Annotated in this window: 18 protein-coding genes and 1 pseudogene; 14 read left to right on the top strand and 5 right to left on the bottom strand. The window is 60.6% G+C overall.

The genetic code is table 11. The annotated features are described in order from the left end of the window. Positions 1-4 precede the first annotated feature (4 nt). The gene (locus PMI11_RS07725) at positions 5-559 is read right to left on the bottom strand and encodes an RNA polymerase sigma factor (protein WP_007815244.1); all 555 of its coding nucleotides are present in this window, start codon (positions 557-559) and stop codon (positions 5-7) included. 10 nt (positions 560-569) lie between these two features. Beyond that, positions 570-776 carry a NepR family anti-sigma factor gene (locus PMI11_RS07720; RefSeq protein WP_007815242.1) on the bottom strand — a complete coding sequence of 69 codons (207 nt, stop codon included), beginning with the start codon at positions 774-776 and terminating at the stop codon, positions 570-572. Between the two features lie 274 nt (positions 777-1050). On the opposite strand from PMI11_RS07720, the gene PMI11_RS07715 reads away from it, so the two are divergent. From PMI11_RS07715 to preA, 4 genes are all read left to right on the top strand, one after another. Further along, entirely contained in the window at positions 1051-1845 is a 795-nt protein-coding gene (locus PMI11_RS07715; RefSeq protein ID WP_007815240.1) for a response regulator, read from the top strand. A 193-nt stretch (positions 1846-2038) separates the two neighbouring features. After that, the gene (locus PMI11_RS07710) at positions 2039-3034 is read left to right on the top strand and encodes a sensor histidine kinase (RefSeq protein ID WP_037070884.1); all 996 of its coding nucleotides are present in this window, start codon (positions 2039-2041) and stop codon (positions 3032-3034) included. Positions 3035-3492: 458 nt separating this feature from the next. Further along, on the top strand, positions 3493-4854 hold the full coding sequence (locus tag PMI11_RS07705; protein WP_007815235.1) for an NAD(P)-dependent oxidoreductase: 1362 nt from the start codon (positions 3493-3495) through the stop codon (positions 4852-4854). A gap of 15 nt (positions 4855-4869) precedes the next feature. Further along, complete coding sequence (preA, locus tag PMI11_RS07700; RefSeq protein ID WP_007815233.1) at positions 4870-6183, top strand: NAD-dependent dihydropyrimidine dehydrogenase subunit PreA; 1314 nt, start codon at positions 4870-4872, stop codon at positions 6181-6183. Positions 6184-6251: 68 nt separating this feature from the next. Here the strand turns inward: preA and ftrA are convergent, their stop codons facing one another. Continuing rightward, positions 6252-7253: a transcriptional regulator FtrA gene (gene ftrA, locus PMI11_RS07695; RefSeq protein WP_007815231.1), complete on the bottom strand. Its 1002-nt coding sequence runs from the start codon at positions 7251-7253 to the stop codon at positions 6252-6254. A 72-nt stretch (positions 7254-7325) separates the two neighbouring features. Between ftrA and PMI11_RS07690 the strand changes: the two genes are divergently transcribed. The 3 genes from PMI11_RS07690 to PMI11_RS07680 all read left to right on the top strand — a co-directional run bounded on the left by PMI11_RS07690 (position 7326) and on the right by PMI11_RS07680 (position 11100). Next, positions 7326-7736, top strand: a complete 411-nt coding sequence (locus PMI11_RS07690; RefSeq protein WP_007815229.1) for a rhodanese-like domain-containing protein — start codon at positions 7326-7328, stop codon at positions 7734-7736. A gap of 257 nt (positions 7737-7993) precedes the next feature. After that, positions 7994-8527 (top strand): biliverdin-producing heme oxygenase, encoded by a 534-nt coding sequence (locus PMI11_RS07685; RefSeq protein WP_007815227.1) that lies wholly within the window; start codon positions 7994-7996, stop codon positions 8525-8527. Beyond that, on the top strand, positions 8527-11100 hold the full coding sequence (locus PMI11_RS07680; RefSeq protein WP_007815225.1) for an HWE histidine kinase domain-containing protein: 2574 nt from the start codon (positions 8527-8529) through the stop codon (positions 11098-11100). Before PMI11_RS07685 ends, PMI11_RS07680 begins: the two co-directional genes overlap by 1 nt. A gap of 29 nt (positions 11101-11129) precedes the next feature. On the opposite strand, the gene PMI11_RS07675 is transcribed toward PMI11_RS07680, so the two are convergent. Beyond that, entirely contained in the window at positions 11130-11780 is a 651-nt protein-coding gene (locus PMI11_RS07675) for a TetR family transcriptional regulator C-terminal domain-containing protein (RefSeq protein WP_007815224.1), read from the bottom strand. A gap of 310 nt (positions 11781-12090) precedes the next feature. Between PMI11_RS07675 and PMI11_RS07670 the strand changes: the two genes are divergently transcribed. From PMI11_RS07670 to PMI11_RS07655, 4 genes are read left to right on the top strand one after another with little or no spacing between them, the layout of a single operon-like run. Continuing rightward, positions 12091-13344: a Zn-dependent hydrolase gene (locus PMI11_RS07670; RefSeq protein WP_007815221.1), complete on the top strand. Its 1254-nt coding sequence runs from the start codon at positions 12091-12093 to the stop codon at positions 13342-13344. Then, on the top strand, positions 13344-13913 hold the full coding sequence (locus tag PMI11_RS07665) for an endonuclease domain-containing protein (protein WP_037070897.1): 570 nt from the start codon (positions 13344-13346) through the stop codon (positions 13911-13913). Before PMI11_RS07670 ends, PMI11_RS07665 begins: the two co-directional genes overlap by 1 nt. A gap of 16 nt (positions 13914-13929) precedes the next feature. After that, the gene (hydA, locus tag PMI11_RS07660; RefSeq protein ID WP_007815217.1) at positions 13930-15384 is read left to right on the top strand and encodes a dihydropyrimidinase; all 1455 of its coding nucleotides are present in this window, start codon (positions 13930-13932) and stop codon (positions 15382-15384) included. A 5-nt stretch (positions 15385-15389) separates the two neighbouring features. Beyond that, positions 15390-15767: a hypothetical protein gene (locus PMI11_RS07655; protein ID WP_037070883.1), complete on the top strand. Its 378-nt coding sequence runs from the start codon at positions 15390-15392 to the stop codon at positions 15765-15767. A 2-nt stretch (positions 15768-15769) separates the two neighbouring features. Here PMI11_RS07655 and PMI11_RS07650 read toward each other — a convergent pair whose 3' ends face one another. Further along, the gene (locus PMI11_RS07650) at positions 15770-16183 is read right to left on the bottom strand and encodes a cupin domain-containing protein (RefSeq protein WP_007815213.1); all 414 of its coding nucleotides are present in this window, start codon (positions 16181-16183) and stop codon (positions 15770-15772) included. A gap of 94 nt (positions 16184-16277) precedes the next feature. Between PMI11_RS07650 and PMI11_RS07645 the strand changes: the two genes are divergently transcribed. The 3 genes and pseudogenes from PMI11_RS07645 to PMI11_RS07635 form a co-directional block, all read left to right on the top strand. Continuing rightward, the gene (locus PMI11_RS07645; protein ID WP_007815211.1) at positions 16278-17060 is read left to right on the top strand and encodes an ABC transporter ATP-binding protein; all 783 of its coding nucleotides are present in this window, start codon (positions 16278-16280) and stop codon (positions 17058-17060) included. Between the two features lie 228 nt (positions 17061-17288). Beyond that, complete coding sequence (locus PMI11_RS07640) at positions 17289-18173, top strand: ABC transporter permease (RefSeq protein ID WP_007815209.1); 885 nt, start codon at positions 17289-17291, stop codon at positions 18171-18173. Next, a pseudogene (locus PMI11_RS07635) lies at positions 18170-18545 on the top strand (ABC transporter permease); the annotation flags it as partial. The gene PMI11_RS07640 and the pseudogene PMI11_RS07635, both read left to right, overlap by 4 nt.

Genomic DNA, 18545 nt, shown 5'->3' with positions numbered 1-18545 from the left:
TTGATCAGAAGGCAAAGGCCTTCGACGTCAGCGGCGCCGACGTGGCATCCGGGCCGAAATCCGCCTCGCCTGATATTTGCAGGAGATCCTGCAGACGCTGGCGCGCGCGGTTCACACGGCTCTTGATGGTACCGACGGCGCAGCCGCAGATTTCCGCCGCTTCCTCGTAAGAGAAGCCTGATGCACCGACGAGGATGATCGCTTCGCGCTGGTCAGGCGGCAGCTGGTCCAGCGCCTTCTTGAAGTCCTGCAGATCGAGTGCACCGTATTGGGACGGGTGCGTCGCCATGGATTCGGTAAACAAACCGTCGCTGTCCTGCACCTCACGGCCGCTCTTGCGCATCTGGCTGTAAAGCTCGTTGCGCAGGATCGTGAAGAGCCAGGCCTTCATGTTGGTGCCCATCTCAAAATGGTCCTGCTTGGCCCAGGCCTTCATGATGGTGTCTTGAACCAGGTCGTCGGCGCGATCGTGCCGGCCGATCAGGGATATGGCGAAAGCGCGAAGGCTTGGCAGGGCCGCCAGGAGTTCGCGCTTGAAGCTCGGTTGCGCTTTTTCCATGCGGGTATTCCTATTCGGCCATCTTGGCGGAAGCCATCAATTCGGCCTGGTCGAGCTTTTCCAGCAGGTCGAGAAAGCGGTCGGGAATAGCTTCCTCCTGCGCGGCGGCATAGAGCGACCGCAGCCTGACGCCGATCTGATTGTTCGGATCCAGTATGTCGCTCGCCCGCAGTTCCAGCTGGCGCTCGTCCGGTGCTTCTGTCTTTGCTGTCGTCATCAACTGATCACTTCTTGCCTGTTGTCTCGGGATAAAAGGCAAAGTCTGCTGTGAAAGCTAAATGGAATGTATATCCAATCGATCAAGCCGGTTCTTTCAAACCCTTGATGCAATAGATCCATTCCGCTCACATGGGTCAAAACGTAACGCCCTTCATTTGTCGGCTAGGATAATGCGGCGATGCAAAAAAAGTTCCTCACATCAGGAACTTTTTTATCAAGACCGCGTTTTTACGTCATTACAGCTATTCATGGCCTGTAGACGGGAGTTTTTAATGACACTTTCCACTCGAATTGCGCCGCACCTTCCTTATCTGCGTCGCTATTCCCGCGCGCTTACCGGCACCCAGACTTCTGGCGACGCTTACGTCGCCGCCGTCCTGGAAGCGATCATCGCCGATCTCACCATCTTCCCGGATACCGCGAATGACCGCGTCGCACTCTACAAACTGTTCACGCAACTGTTTGGTTCCACTGCGGTCGAGATTCCCGAACCATCCTCTCCCTATGCCTGGGAGCAGCGCGCGACGCTGAACCTCTCGAAGGTTTCGCCCCTCGCCCGGCAGGCTTTCCTGCTCGCCTCCGTCGAGAATTTCCGGGTCTCCGAGATCGCCGACATTCTCGAAATCAGCGATGACGAAACCATGGAGCTCCTCGACAAGGCTTCGCACGAGATCTCGCGCCAGGTGGCCACCGATATCATGATCATCGAGGACGAACCGCTGATCGCCATGGATATCGAGCAGATGGTCGAAAGCCTCGGCCACCGCGTCACCGGCATCGCCCGCACCCATACCGAAGCCGTGGCACTCTATAACAAGACCAAGCCAAGCATGGTGCTGGCCGACATCCAGCTTGCCGACGGCAGCTCGGGCATCGATGCCGTCAACGATATCCTGAAGACATCGAGTGTGCCCGTCATCTTCATCACCGCCTTCCCCGAGAGATTGCTGACGGGGGAGCGGCCGGAGCCCACTTTCCTCGTGACCAAGCCCTTCAACCCCGACATGGTCAAGGCTCTGATCAGTCAGGCGCTTTTCTTCAATGAAACGACCCGTGTGGCGGCCTGAAACATGAATTTCAGCCGCGCCGGAACCATTCCGGTAGCGATGCGTTCCGGCTCTGCCGGAGCGTATTGGCGATTTTAACGGTTTTTGCAGCGCTTGATTTTAGAATGACCGGCAGTTTTGTCGGGAGGGGTAACATCCCTCCGTATGTTCGAAGGGACTGAGGAAAGGCGGCCGAGTGAATACGACTGGACCATTGTCCGGAACGCCTTTCACCACCGAAGGCAAGGCGGCCATTATGGAGCGCGCGCTCGCCAGCGCCGCTATCTCGATCCTGTATCAGGATGCGGGCCTTGCCATAGTCTATGCCGAAAATCTTCTCCCCTATTTCCGGAAGCGTTTTGTCGCCGGCGGTGATGACGGTTCGCTGTTTGGCGAGGCACACGGCAAATCCCTTGCCGCGATGAAGCAGATGGTGCTTGAGACCGGCGCCTCCAGCAATGCCGAGGTCGATGTTGCAATCGACGGCGAAGTCAGGACATTCGAACTGAACGTTCAACGCACCGGCGCGCACGGCAATTACGGCCTGCTCTCCGTCATCTCGGAGATTACCGAAAGCCGGCATCGCGAAAAGGTGCTGAAATCGCTGCTGCGCGAGCTTTCCCACCGCTCCAAGAACCTGCTTGCCATCATCCAGGGTATCGCCACGCAGACCGCACGCAACACCATTTCTCTCGATGCTTTCCTGATGAAGTTCCGCGGCCGTCTTCAGTCGCTCTCCAACTCGCAGGATCTGATCACCGATTCCAGCTGGCGCGGCGCCTTCCTGTTCGAGCTCGCCGGAAAGCAGTTCGCCCCCTACTGGCCGGAAACATCAGGCTCCATGCCGATCTTTGGCATCAACGCCCATCTGACGCCGAACGCCGCCGTGCATGTCGGCCTGGCGCTACATGAACTGATCGTCAATTCCGCCTCCTATGGCGCAATCGCCAGCGGGGCGACGTCGGTCACGCTGAACTGCCGGGAGGCTGATATCGCCGGCCGCCGGGCAATCGAACTCGCCTGGGTGGAAGTGCTTCCAAACAGCGCCGATGTGCACGAATTCAGCGAAAACAGCTTCGGCCGCACGGTGCTGGAGCGTGTCGTGCCCTCCTCCGTCAACGGCAAGGCCGAACTGACGCTCGTACCCGGCCGCATTGAATATCACCTGACCGTTCCGGAAACGGAATTCGAAATCCTTAAACGCACTTGAGACGTTTTACCGCTGCACGTTTTTGCCGTAATTGCCTGCTTGCTGAAATTGTTGGGGCCTAGACGGAAAAACAGCCGGTGCGAGGGCGGCGCACCGGCTGTCTCCACTCACCGGGAGGGGACCGTGAGTTCGTCCGAATGATGGGTTGGGGGCGCGCATGTTGGGTCGATGCGGTCATCATCCGGATATCGCATTAACTACGCGCGTTAACTTTTGTTCCCCCGGTTCGAAAAAAATTTGGCCTTTTGTCAATTTTTTCTCGGACACCCGAACTGGGTTGCCACTCAGATCCACCCCAATCGGAAGGCAGGGCCTGCCTAAAGAATTATCATGACAAACAAAATCAATTACTTACATGGCGCATACGAAAGAAATTGCCAAAATTTTACCGTTTGATAAATTTTTGAACCTGAGTTACGATTCCCTCACTAGTCGTTACCAATAAAGAGGGAACTTCAATGGAACGCCTGGAAACTGGGATTCGTGCCGGCCGGCTTTCGTCCGCCGAGTACGAGGCTAATTTTTCCGATCTTCATCCGCGCCTCGACAACCACGAAGCGCTGGTCGCCGCCGACCGCTGTTATTTCTGCTATGACGCGCCGTGCATGACGGCCTGTCCCACCTCCATCGATATTCCGCTCTTCATCCGCCAGATTTCGACCGGTAATCCGATCGGCTCGGCTAAGACGATCTTCGACCAGAATATCCTTGGCGGCATGTGCGCCCGCGTCTGTCCCACCGAAGAGCTCTGCGAGCAGGCGTGTGTGCGCAACACCGCAGAAGAGCGCCCCGTCGAGATCGGCCGCCTCCAACGCTACGCGACGGATGCGGCAATGGCCGCCGACAAGCAGTTCTACCGGCGTGCTGAGTCGACCGGCAAGAAGATCGCCGTCGTCGGCGCCGGTCCCGCCGGCCTCGCGGCAGCCCATCGCCTCGCCGTCAAGGGCAATGAGGTCGTGATCTACGACGCCAGACCGAAATCAGGCGGCCTCAACGAATATGGCATCGCTACCTACAAGACGGTCGACGACTTCGCCCAAAAGGAGGTCGATTACGTCCTCTCCATCGGCGGTATCGAAGTGAAGCACGACCAGCAGCTCGGCCGTGATTTCTCGCTTTCCGATCTCCAGGGCCAGTATGACGCCGTCTTCCTCGGCCTCGGCCTCGCCGGCGTCAATGCGCTCCGCGTCGATAATGAAAACCTGCCCGGTGTCGACGACGCCGTCGATTTCATCGCCGCCCTGCGCCAAGCCGGCGACAAGGGCGACATCGCCATCGGCCGCCGCGTCGTCGTTCTCGGCGGCGGCATGACGGCAATCGATGCCGCCGTGCAGGCAAAGCTTCTCGGCGCCGAAGAAGTGACCATCTGCTACCGCCGCGGCAAGGAACACATGAACGCCTCGGAATTCGAGCAGGATCTCGCCACCTCCAAGGGCGTCATCATCCGCCATTGGCTAGCCCCGAAATCCATCCTTTCTCAGGATGGCAAGGTCGCAGCCATCGAGGTGGAATATACCGCGCTCGTCGATGGCCGCCTTTCCGGCACCGGCGAGACCGGCGTGATCGCCACCGACCAGATCTTCAAGGCGATCGGCCAGACCTTCGAAACCTCGGGGCTCGGCGCACTGCGCATGGAAACCGGCCGTATCTCCGTCGATGCTGAAGGCCGCACATCGATTGATGGCGTCTGGGCTGGCGGCGACTGTGTCTTCGGCGGTGACGACCTTACGGTGTCTGCCGTCGCCCACGGCCGCGATGCGGCCGAATCCATTCACCGCACCCTGTCTGCCGCAGCCGCTCCGGCTGTCGCGGTCGCCTGAAGGGGAGAATGAACAATGGCTGATCTCCGCAATGATTTCGTCGGCATCAAATCCCCGAACCCCTTCTGGCTGGCATCCGCACCGCCGACCGACAAGGCCTACAATGTCGAGCGCGCCTTCAAGGCGGGCTGGGGCGGCGTGGTCTGGAAAACGCTCGGCGAGGAAGGTCCGCCGGTCGTCAACGTCAACGGCCCGCGTTACGGCGCGATCTGGGGTGCTGACCGCCGCCTGCTCGGCCTGAACAATATCGAGCTCATCACCGACCGCGACCTGCAGACCAACCTGCGCGAAATGAAGCAGGTCAAGATGAACTGGCCGGACCGGGCGCTCATCGCCTCGATCATGGTCCCCTGCGAGGAGCAGGCATGGAAGGCCATCCTGCCGCTGGTGGAAGAGACCGAGGCAGACGGCATCGAACTGAACTTCGGCTGTCCGCACGGCATGTCCGAGCGCGGCATGGGCTCGGCTGTCGGCCAGGTACCGGAATATATCGAAATGGTCGTGCGCTGGTGCAAGCAGTACACCCGCATGCCCGTCATAACCAAGCTGACACCCAATATCACCGATATCCGCCGCCCTGCCCGCGCCGCCAAGGCCGGCGGCACGGATGCCGTCTCGCTGATCAATACGATCAACTCGATCGTCTCGGTCGATCTCGACAACTTCGCGCCCAACCCGACCGTCGGCGGTAAAGGCAGCCACGGCGGCTATTGCGGCCCGGCAGTGAAACCGATCGCGCTCAACATGGTCGCCGAAATCGCCCGCGATCCGGAAACTCAGGGCTTGCCGATCTCAGGCATCGGCGGCATCACCACCTGGCGCGATGCGGCGGAATTCCTGGTGCTCGGCGCCGGCAACGTCCAGGTCTGCACCGCCGCCATGACCTACGGCTTCAAGATCGTACAGGAAATGATCACGGGCCTCTCGGACTGGATGGACGAAAAGGGCCACAAGACCCTCGACGACATCACCGGCCGCGCCGTGCAGAACGTCACCGATTGGCAGTACCTCAACCTCAACTACATCGCCAAGGCGAAGATCGATCAGGACGCCTGCATCAAATGCGGCCGCTGCTACATCGCCTGCGAGGACACCTCGCACCAGGCAATCACCAACTTCGTCGACGGCGTCCGCCATTTCGAAGTGATGGACGAGGAATGCGTCGGCTGCAATCTCTGCGTCAGCGTCTGCCCTGTCGAAAACTGCATCACCATGGAGCAGCTTCCGGCCGGCGCCCTCGACAAGCGCACCGGCAAGGTGGTCGACCCGAACTACGCCAACTGGACCACCCACCCGAACAACCCGATGGCGCGCCAGGCTGCGGAGTAAGAGCTCCGAAAGCCTGATGAAAAAGCCGCCCATCCACGGCGGCTTTTTCTTTATCTCATCGTCGGCTCTCAAAGCCCAAAAGACTTCCTGTAGGCACTCGGACTGGTCCCGAGCCTATTGCGGAAATGGTGACGCATCGTCGCCAATGTGCCGAAGCCGCTGGCGATGGCGATATCGTCGAGCGATACCGCAAGCTCCTTCTCCAGAAGGTCGCGGGCATGCCGCAACCGCTCCTTCAGCAGCCACTCACCGACACTGTCGCCCGTCGTCGCCTCGAAGCGGCGCTGGAAGGTACGCATGCTCATGCCGGCCTTTCCGGCAAGCAGGCTGATCGGCTGCTCCTCGGAAAGCTTCTCGCGCATCCATTCGATCAGCGGTCCAAGGCGAATGCCCTCTCGTTCTTCCGGCACAGGGGCTGCGATGAACTGCGCCTGCCCGCCCTCGCGATGCGGCGGAACCACGAGACGTCGCGCCACGCTGTTGGCAGCATCCGGACCGAAATCGCCGCGTACCACATGCAGGCAGAGATCGATGCCGGCGGCACTGCCCGCCGCCGTCAGGATGCTGCCTTCGTCCATGTAAAGCACATCGGCATCGAGCGCGATGTCGGGGTAGCGCGCGGCAATCGAGGCGACATAACGCCAATGGGTCGTCGCCCGCCGCCCGGCCAGCAGGCCAGCCGCGGCAAGGACGGCGACGCCGGAGCAGAGCGACATCACCCGCGCTCCCCGTTCGTGGGCGGCACGCAAGGCAGCGATCAAAGGCTCCGGCACCGGCGCATCGATCGCCCGCCATCCCGGCGCGATGATCAGATCCGCCTCGGCGACCAGTTCAAGCCCCTTGTCGACCGCGACCGTCAGACCGCCGGCAGCCCGCAGCGGACCCGGCTCTATGCCGGCGACGGAAAAGCGATACCAGTCCTCGCCCATCTCCGGCCGCGACAGGCCGAAGACCTCATAGGCGATACCGAATTCGAAGGTGCAGAGCCCGTCATAGGCGAGTGCCACGACATGCGGCCCCTGCGTCCGGTGTGTATCCGATTTTGGCATGATCTTTACGTTGTCAGTCATGATGGCCAATTTCGCCAATCCGTAGCATCGGCGATAATCTGCGGCAACAGCAAAGCAAGAAAGGAAAAGATCATGCCAAGCCCCGTTTCCGAAATCCCTACAGCTTCCCCCGAAACCGCCGCCGAACATTTCGCCCGCAAGCTCGCCTTCGAGACCGACTGCTCGGATGTGAACGCCGCCTTCGCCTCCGGTAAGGTCGATTTCGTGCTGCTTGATGTGCGCTCGCCGGCCCTCTTCGCCCACTCGCATGTTCCGGGTGCCCTCAACCTGCCGCACGGCAAGATGACTGCGCACCGCATGTCCGAATGGCCTGATGATACGCTGTTCGTGGTCTATTGCGCCGGCCCGCATTGCAACGGCGCAGATAAGGCCGCACTGCGTCTCTCCCGGCTCGGTCTCGCCGTAAAGCTGATGATTGGCGGCCTGACCGGATGGGCAGACGAAGGTCTTGCCTTTGAAGGCGGAGCAAGCGCTGCCGCCTGATCTCTGCTCCCTTCTCTCCGTCGGGGAGAAGGGAATTTCATCCTTTGCCAGCTATGTTTTCCAGACCGCAATCAATATGCGGCCGCGTAGCATCCGCTATGATAGGCGGATCCAGAGAAACTGGATTGCCAATCACGCCGAAATCTATGTTTTTCTACATGTTTCGCTGGAAATAAGCGGATGCTGCCGTATATCGCTAGTATCGTCGGCCCCGTCCGGGCAGCATCCTATGCGACATTACTTGGAACACGGTCAGCATGTCACTTCGTAGTGCCCTTCGCGCACAAACAGCAGATTGCCATGCCGAGGTGGACGCCCTCTTCGGCAACTTCAACCTCTCCGACATCAACGATTATAGAGCTTTCTTGCGTGCCCATGCCCGCGCTGTTCCTTCGGTCGAAGCCGCACTGGAGCAGTCCGGTATTACCCGGCTGTTGCCGGACTGGCCGGAACGGCGGCGCACGTCACTTCTTCTTGCCGACATAGCCGAACTCGGCGATCCCGCCACGTCGCCTCTTCCGCAGCCTGAGCTTCGCAATAAGGCCTCACTCTGGGCGGCGGTTTACGTGCTGGAAGGCTCCAAACTCGGTGGCGCCATGCTGGCAAAGGCAGTACCGGCTCATCTGCCGAGCCGCTACCTCAATCCGCAAGGGCCGAAAGGCTCCATGCGAGCCTTCATGGAACGTCTCGATACCAGTGGCATTGACGATATCGCAGGCGCAGTTGCGGCTGCGCGCGATGTCTTCTGTCTCTTCCTGAGGGCTGCGCAGCTCGAACTGGAAGCTGCTTGATGAACCAGATCACAGCCCCCGTCGATCTCACCAATTGCGACCGTGAACCGATCCATCACCTCGGCTCCGTCCAGCCTTTCGGCTTCCTGCTGGCCGTCTCCTTGGACTGGATCGTCAGCCGCGCGTCGGCAAATCTCTCGGAATTTCTGGGCATAACGCATACCGAAGCCGTCGGCCGGCCCATTTTGTCGTTCATTACCCCTGAAGCGCTCCATGCGCTCCGCAACAAGCTTGCCACGCTCCGCGGCCCCGATATCGTTGAGCGCATTTTCGGCATTGCGCTCATTGCCGGCGAGGCGCGCTTTGACGTCGCGGTGCATGTCAGCAACGGCCAGATCATCATCGAGGGGGAGCCTTTTGACGAGGGCAAATCCAACGCTCCGTCGCTCTCCATGCGCAGCATGATGTCCCGTCTCGACCATACCGAAACCCTGGAGACTTTTTTTCGCGAAGGCGCGCGCCAGGCCCGCGCCCTGACCGGCTTCGACCGGGTCATGGTCTACCGCTTCGACGACAGCGGCTCTGGCGAGGTCGTGGCTGAAGCCGCCCGGCCGGGCATCGGCTCGTTCCTCGGCCTGCATTACCCCGCGTCCGATATTCCCGTTCAAGCCCGCGCACTCTATCTGCGCAATCTCTTCCGCATCATCGCCGATATCAATGCGACACCGGTGCCGATCCTGCCCGAACTTGACGAACATGGCCGCCCGCTCGATCTCTCCATGTCCGTGCTGCGTTCGGTTTCGCCGATCCACATCGAATATCTGAAGAATATGGGTGTCGGCGCCTCGCTCTCCATTTCCATCGTCGTCGATGGCAAGCTCTGGGGCCTCTTTGCATGCCACCACTACGGCGCCCGACTGCCCTCGGCCGAAAGCCGCTCGACGGCCGAACTCTTCGGCCAGATGTTCGCCTCTCGTCTCGAAAGCCGCGAACGGCGTCTGGCGCTCGACTACGAGACCAAGGCACGCCGCATCGCCGACCGGCTCCTCACTTCCGTTGCCGACAATGCCAGCCTGCTCGATGATCCGACGTGGCTGATCGACGCCCTGGCAGACGTCATTCCAGCCGACGGTATCGGCGTCTGGATCAACGGGCGGCTGACGATTGCCGGCCTCGGCCCGGATGAAAAGAGCTTTGCCGCCCTCGTCCGACACCTCAATCGCAATGCAGCCGGCCGGGTTTATGCGGTGGATCGGCTTGCAGAAACCTATCCCGATCTCGAAATCGATGATGCCGTCGCGGGCATGCTCGCCATTCCGATCTCCCGTTCACCGCGTGACTACGTCGTGCTGTTTCGCCAGGAGATCGTGCGCACCGTCCGTTGGGCCGGCGATCCGCATAAGCCGATCGAATATGGCCCGAACGGACCGCGCCTGACCCCGCGCAAGAGTTTTGAAGCCTGGTCCGAGCTGGTGCGGGGCCGCTCGCTGCCCTTTACCGAAGCAGAGCGGCGCGTTGCGGAAACCATCCGCGTCACGCTCATCGAAGTCGTGTTGCGCCTGACCGACGAAGCAAGCATGGCACGCCAGCTCGCCAACGAGCGGCAGGAACTGCTGATTGCCGAGCTGAACCATCGCGTCCGCAATATTCTCGGCCTTATCGGCGGGTTGATCCGGCAATCGCAATCATCAGCGATCGGCCTGCCGGATTACGTCCGGCAGCTCGAAGGCCGCGTTCAGTCCCTCTCCAGAGCCCACGACCAGATCACCCGTGATCACTGGGCGCCGGCTTCGTTGCGGCAGCTGCTGCTGGCGGAAGCCGGCGCCTATCTTGGCAAAAATGTCCAGCGTATCCGGATGATCGGGGACGATGTGCTACTGGAACCGCAAGCCTTTTCGACCACGGCTCTGGTCTTCCATGAACTGGTGACGAACAGTGCCAAATATGGAAGCCTGTCCGGATCGGGCTTTGTCGAACTCGGCTGGGAGCGGGATGAAGAAGGCAATCTCCATATCCGCTGGCGCGAAAAGGACGGCCCGCCAGTTGTTGAACCGACGCGTCACGGCTTTGGCTCGACGATCATCCTTCGCTCGATCCCCTACGATCTCGGCGGCAAGGCCGAGGTCCGCTATATCGAGCATGGGCTGGAGGCCGATTTCTGCATCCCCGGCAAGCATGTCAATGCGGTGCCCGCCGCAAGCGAAGGTTCGATTCCTGCTCCGCTGGAAATTGCCGAACGCACCCGGACGGCCGCCGCAAATAACCAACCGCTTGCCGGCCTGAATGTGCTGCTTGTCGAAAATAACCTCATCATCGCCATGGACGGCGAAGACATACTGCGTCGTCTGGGTGCGGAAGTCGCAACCGCACCTAGTGTTGCCGATGCGATGGAATACCTTGCCGGCCAGTCCTTCGATCTTGCGCTTCTCGACGTCAATCTCGGCGACGAAACCAGTTTTGCCATTGCCGACCGTTTGGCTGCCAACAACGTACCCTTTGTTTTTGCGACTGGTTACGGCGAAGGAATAGCACAGGCCCACAGCCATTCGGATGCGCCGGTCCTGCAGAAGCCCTACACGATAGAGGGGATGACGGACTTGCTCGCACGAATACCGATTCCGGCAAGGCCCTGAAGTAAAGCACGCAGCGGTTTTGCGTCCGATCAGGCGCCCGAATGATCCGGGCGCAGACCATTGATGAAAAGCTGCTCCAGGAAGCGCGCCGCATCCTCGAAGCGCCCGTCGCCGGAACGTTCCTCGCCCAGAACGGCGCGAACCTGCACGTCAAAATCGGCATAGTGCTGCGTCGTCGACCAGATCGAGAAGATGAGGTGATAGGGGTCGCAGCGGGCAATCTTGCCGCTTTTGATCCAGGTGCGGATCACGGCCGCCTTTTCGTCGACCAACTCTTTCAGCGGTCCTTTCAGCATATCGAGAACGTGCGGTGCCCCCTGCAGCATCTCGTTGGCAAAGAGCCGGCTCTCGCGGGGAAAATCCCGCGCCATTTCCAGCTTGCGGCGGATATAACTGCGGATCTCCGATTCCGGATTGCCTTCCGCGTCGAAGGCCCTCAGCGGCTCAAGCCAGTTGAACAGCACCCGGTCGATCAGCGCCCGATGCATGGCTTCCTTGGTGCGGAAATAATAGAGCAGGTTCGGCTTCGACATGCCGGCGACTTCGGCGATCTGGTCGATGGTCGAGCCACGGAAGCCGCTGACCGAAAACACATCGAGCGCCGCTTCCAGGATCTGTTCTTCCTTTTCTTCCTGAATGCGCGTCCGCCGCAGTGTCTTCGCCGCTCTCGGTATTGCCATTCGCTCTTTCCCCTTGAAATTCAACTCCTTCGCTCAAGATTGGAAGAGCGGCCTCCCCTGCCGCTTTAAAAGGCAACTGCCGGTATTTTTGCCTGTATTTTTGTGTCTATTTTTCGTGATTTCGTCTTGAGCGCAGCGACGGAAGTTGTAATGTTTACCAATCGGTCAAATTATCCGCCAGATAAAAAACAAAGGCAACTGGCGATTTTCCGGCGCTGACAGAACAAGAAGCAGCAGCGGAATTTGACCACGGGAACAAGGCGGCCATGTACTTCGCATGACTGCCGCAAAACAGGTGAGGACTTTCAGTATGGTGGCAGCGCCAGGCGAAAACATGCGCGTCAATGGGGACCGTCTCTGGGACAGTCTCATGGACATGGCGAAGATCGGCCCGGGAATTGCCGGCGGCAATAACCGCCAGACACTGACGGATGCGGATGCTGAAGGCCGCAGCCTTTTCAAAAAATGGTGCGAAGACGCCGGCATGACGCTCGGCGTCGACAAGATGGGCACCATGTTTGCGACCCGCGCCGGCACCGATCCCGATGCTCTGCCCGTCTACGTCGGCTCGCATCTCGACACTCAGCCGACCGGCGGCAAATATGATGGCGTGCTCGGCGTGCTCGGCGCGCTTGAAGCCGTCAGGACCATGAACGACCTCGGCATCAGGACGAAGCACCCAGTCGTCGTCACCAACTGGACCAATGAGGAAGGCGCCCGATTCGCGCCCGCCATGCTGGCCTCCGGCGTTTTCGCCGGCGCACACAGCCTAGATTTCGCCTATAATCGCAAAGACCCCGAAGGCAATCTCTTCGGCGACGAGTTGAAGCGCATCGGCTGGGTCGGCGACGAAGAGGTCGGCGCCCGCAAGATGCACGCCTATTTCGAATATCACATCGAACAGGGCCCGATCCTCGAAGCCGAAAACAAGCAGATCGGCGTCGTCACCCACTGTCAGGGCCTGTGGTGGCTGGAATTCACGCTGACCGGCAAGGAAGCCCATACCGGCTCCACGCCGATGGCGATGCGCGTCAATGCCGGCCTTGCCATGTCCCGCATCCTTGAAATGGTGCAAGGCGTGGCCATGGGCGAACAGCCGGGCGCCGTCGGCGGCGTCGGCCAGGTCTTCTTCTCGCCCAACTCCCGCAATGTGCTGCCCGGCAAGGTGGTCTTCACCGTCGATATCCGCTCGCCCGACAAGGCCAAGCTCGACCGCATGCGGGCAAAGATCGAGGCCGAAGCCCCGAAGATCTGCGACGCTCTGGGTGTCGGCTGTTCCGTCGAGGCGATCGGCCATTTCGAGCCCGTCACCTTCGACGAGAAACTCGTCACGTCAGTTCGTTCCGCCGCGGATCGCCTCGGCTACAGCCACATGAACATCATCTCCGGCGCCGGCCACGACGCCTGCTGGGCCGCCAAGGTTGCGCCTGCCACCATGGTCATGTGTCCTTGCGTTGGCGGCCTCAGCCACAACGAGGCGGAAGACATTTCCAAGGAGTGGGCGACGGCTGGGGCGGACGTGCTTTTCCATGCGGTGGTCGAGACGGCGGAGATTGTCGTATGATGGTTGATGTCTCACCCGGAGCCCCCTCATCCGACCCTTCGGGCCACCTTCTCCCCGCTGGGGAGAAGGTATCGGTAGACGTCGCGGTCTCCCCCTTCTCCCCTCGGGGAGAAGGTGCCCGAAGGGCGGATGAGGGGGCTCCGGACGCAACGAAAGTTATCAAGCAAGATATCCGGAAACATCGTAGCAATAAGACCGGACAAGCCCGTCAACTTCGCCGCAACGAAACCGAAGAGGAATACCGCCTCTGGAGCGACTTACGCGCGCGCCGCCTGAACGGCTACAAATTCGCGCGACAAGTTCCGCTCGGCCCCTTCATCGTCGATTTCCTCTGTCGCGAAGAGCGGCTGATTGTTGAGATCGACGGCTTCCAGCATGCCGAAAGCGTCAGCGATCAACGTCGAACCGAATGGCTCAACGCAAATAACTATTCGATCCTGCGCTTCTGGAATCAGGAAATCTCGCGAGAACGACGCTCGGTTCTTGAAACGATCCTAGCAGCACTACAGGACCGACTTGAGTTCAGCTCCAAACTGCCGAGCTTTTATTCGCCTGCCGAACAACGATAAAGAGTAGGGAACGATCATGGCTACAGTCATCAAGAACGGCACCATCGTCACGGCCGACCTCACCTATAAGGCGGATGTGAAGATCGACGGCGGCAAGATCGTCGAGATCGGCCAGAACCTCTCCGGCAACGAGGTGCTGGATGCCACAGGCTGCTACATCATGCCTGGTGGCATCGATCCGCACACCCATCTCGAAATGCCCTTCATGGGCACCTATTCCTCCGACGATTTCGAAAGCGGTACGCGGGCGGCCCTTTCCGGTGGCACGACCATGGTCGTCGATTTCGCCCTTCCCTCTCCCGGCCAATCGCTGCTCGAAGCGCTGACCATGTGGGACAACAAATCCACGCGTGCCAATTGCGACTATTCCTTCCACATGGCGATCACCTGGTGGGGCGAACAGGTCTTCAATGAAATGAAGACGATCGTGCAGGACAAGGGCATCAACACCTTCAAGCACTTCATGGCCTATAAGGGCGCGCTGATGGTGAACGATGACGAGATGTTCGCCTCCTTCCAGCGCTGCGCCGAGCTCGGTGCCCTGCCGCTCGTCCATGCCGAAAACGGCGATGTCGTTGCCTCGCTTTCCGCCAAGCTGCTGTCGGAAGGCAATAACGGCCCCGAGGCACATGCCTATTCGCGCCCGGCCGAAGTCGAGGGCGAAGCGACCAACCGCGCCATCATGATCGCCGACATGGCCGGCTGCCCCGTTTATATCGTCCACACCTCCTGCGAACAGGCCCATGAAGCGATCCGCCGCGCCCGCCAGAAGGGCATCCGCGCCTATGGCGAGCCGCTGATCCAGCACCTGACGCTCGACGAGACCGAATATTTCGACAAGGACTGGGATCATGCCGCCCGCCGCGTCATGTCCCCGCCCTTCCGCAACAAGCAGCATCAGGACAGCCTCTGGGCCGGCCTCGCCTCGGGTTCACTGCAAGTGGTGGCGACCGACCATTGCGCCTTCACCACCGCGCAGAAGCGCTTCGGCGTCGGTGACTTCACCAAGATCCCGAACGGCACTGGTGGCCTCGAAGACCGTATGCCGATGCTCTGGACTTACGGCGTCAATACCGGCCGCCTGACGATGAACGAGTTCGTCGCCGTCACCTCCACCAACATTGCCAAGATTCTCAACATCTACCCAAAGAAGGGTGCCATCCTCGTCGGCGCCGATGCCGATCTCGTGGTCTGGGACCCGAAGCGCTCCAAGACCATCTCGTCGAAGAGCCAGCAATCGGCGATCGATTACAACGTCTTCGAAGGCAAGCAGGTCACCGGCCTGCCGCGCTATACGCTGACGCGTGGCGTCGTGGCGATCGAGGAGGATACGGTCAAGACCCGCTCAGGCCACGGCGAATTCGTCAAGCGCGAGCCGGTCACCGCCGTCAGCAAGGCACTGTCGACCTGGAAGGAGATCACCGCTCCCCGCAAGGTCGAACGCACGGGCATCCCGGCGAGCGGGGTGTGACACATATGCGCGGCCATCTGCTTCTGACGATCGTTTCCCTGGCCGCGCTTTCCACCGCGGCGAATGCTGACACGCTGCCCATCAAGGGCAGCTACGGCAACAAGGATGGCTGCACCTACGCCAAGAGCGGCGAAAGCACAGGTTCCGACAACTTCTTTCTGCTGACTTCCGAGGGCATCACCACGGCGGCCTCTTACTGCGAAATCAAGAAAGTCCTGAAGACCGAAGGCAAGGACTTCACCGCCACGGTCGCTTGCCAGGCGGAGGGCGAAGAGAGCAGTAACGACGACACCGTCAAGATCACATCAGGGCCTAAAGGCTATACGATCGGGTTCGTGGCCGATGCCGCAATCAAGTGGGGGCCGCTGCCGCTATGCAAATAGCCTCACGCCGGCACCAGCGCATCGAGCTCCGGCAGCAGGATCACGCTTTCCTGCTCGTTCGGATCGGTGCGGGCAATGATCGCCGTGCAGGGCGTGCCGCTGAGGTTTGCCGGAAGATGCGGCACACCGGCCGGAATGTAGAAGAGTTCGCCGGCATGCACGACAACGTGGTTCTCGAGCTTGTCGCCGTACCAGGTATGCGCCTCGCCGGAGAGCATGTAGATCGCCGTTTCATGCGCCTCATGCAGATGCGCCTTGGCGCGCACGCCGGGCGGGATCGTCAGAAGATGCATACAGATGCCCTTCGCACCGACCGTCTCGGCGGCGATGCCCTGGAAATAGCTCAGCCCCTGCTTGCCGTCATAGGTGTGGTTGGGGCGAACAATATGGCAGGTGGGCTTTGATTTTACGTCCATCCTCATCCTCCAAGGACCGTGCTGTCGGTCAGACCGGCGGCAATGATATCACGGAAAACCGCGACGGCGCGGCGAAAACAAGACTGGTTTATTGATGCAAGCACCCTCCGTCGTATCCGCCAAGGATCTCTGTCTCAGCTACCAGACGAATGACGGCGCGGTGCACGCGCTTGCTGATGTCAATCTCGATATCCGCAGGGGCGAGTTCGTCTCCTTCATTGGCCCTTCCGGCTGCGGCAAGACGACTTTCCTGCGCGTCATCGCCGATCTCGAGCGCAAGACCTCCGGCGACATCGCCATCAACGGCATGACACCGGATGAGGCCCGCAAGGCCCGTGCCTATGGCTATGTCTTCCAGGCGCCGGCACTTTATCCGTGGCGCACGATCGAGAAGAACATCGCGCTGCCACTGGAGATCATGGGTTATTCGAAACCCGAACAGAAGAAGCGCATTGATGGGGCGCTTGACCTCGTCGAACTCTCCGGCTTCGAGAAGAAATTTCCCTGGCAGCTCTCAGGCGGCATGCAGCAGCGTGCCTCGATCGCCCGCGCGCTCGCCTTCGATGCAGACCTGCTCTTGATGGACGAACCCTTCGGCGCCCTTGACGAAATCGTCCGCGATCATCTGAATGCAGCACTTCTGAAACTGTGGTCGCGCACCAACAAGACGATCTGTTTCGTCACCCATTCCATTCCGGAAGCTGTCTACCTCTCCACCAAGATCGTCGTCATGTCGCCACGCCCCGGCCGCGTGACCGACGTCATCGACTCGACACTGCCGAAGGAGCGACCGCTCGACATCCGCGAGACACCGGAATTCCTGGAAATCGCCCATCGCGTGCGCGAAGGGCTGAGGGCGGGGCATAGTTATGAGTAATAAGACTTTGCGTTCGGTTGCTACCCCCCTCTGTCCTGCCGGACATCTCCCCCACAAGGGGGGAGATTGGCTGGGGGCGCCGGTTTCTCCAAACAACGAACATTGCGAACTGCGCAGCCTTAAAGATGTGCGAAAGTCGGGCCGCTTGTCGATCTCCCCCCTTGTGGGGGAGATGTCCGGCAGGACAGAGGGGGGTAGCCGCGTACTCCATACTTGGAGGGAGGCCGCATGAAACCCGACACCCTCAAGGACAAGATCATCCCCGTCCTCACCATCCTGCTGGTGCTGATCGCCATCTGGTATGTCGCCGCCGTCTTCCTCAACGCGCCGTTCCAGCGTGACATGGATACCCGCAACAACATCACCTCGACGACGGCGGACTTCATCGGCAGGACACTCTCTCAGCCGAAGCCCATCCTGCCGGCGCCGCATCAGGTGGCGCAGAACGTCTTCGAAAACACCTTCCTGCGAAAGCTCTCCAGCAATCGTAGCCTCGTTTACCACGCAGGCGTCACCCTTTCTTCCACCGCGCTTGGCTTTGCGCTCGGTACGTTGCTCGGCATCGTGATCGCCGTCGGCATCATCCATATCAAGGCGCTCGACCGCAGCCTGATGCCCTGGATTATCGCATCCCAAACCGTGCCGATCCTGGCGATCGCGCCGATGGTCATCGTGGTGCTCGGCTCGATCAACATCACCGGCCTCATCCCGAAGGCGCTGATATCCACCTACCTCTCCTTCTTCCCGGTCACGGTCGGCATGGTGAAGGGGCTGCGCTCGCCCGAGGTCATGCATCTCGATCTGATGCGCACCTATAATGCCACGGCCGCGCAAACCTTCTGGAAGCTGCGCGTGCCCGCCTCCATCCCCTTCCTCTTCACCTCGATGAAGGTGGCGATCGCCGCAAGCCTCGTCGGCGCTATCGTCGGCGAACTGCCGACCGGCGCTGTCGCTGGCATTGGCTCCAAGCTGCTTGCCGGCTCCTATTACAGCCAGACGATCGATATCTGGGCAGCACTGGTCGCCGGCTCGGTCCTCGCGGCCATCCTTGTCGCCATCGTCGGCCTCGTCGCGAAGATCGTCGACCGCGCCATGGGCGGGAGGCCGGCATGAAGCAAGTCGTGTTGTCCTGGCAGGGCCTGATCGCCCTCCTCTGCGTGACAGGCGCAATGGTCATGCTGCCTGTCTTTGGGGCCGGTGCCACACAGCCTCCGTCCGCAGGAACCGTCATCCTGATCGCTCTGATTGCGATCGTCGCGGCACTGATCTCCTTCGCACCCCTGTCCACATCGCTTGTCGCAACCGCCCTCTTCATCGGCGCCCATGGCACGGCATGGCTGCTGCTCGGCACGCTCTCCGGCAATGAAGGCTTCGCCGGTACCTCCTTCTTCCTGCTACTGGCCGCCTGCTGGCTGCTTGCCTGGCGCTGCGTGACGGAGCTTTCGGAACTCAAGCCGACAACCCCCGCCAGCCAGTGGCTGGTGC

Source organism: Rhizobium sp. CF142 (assembly GCF_000281145.1).
GTDB lineage: Bacteria > Pseudomonadota > Alphaproteobacteria > Rhizobiales > Rhizobiaceae > Rhizobium.
This window is presented reverse-complemented; position numbering and strand designations above follow the sequence as displayed.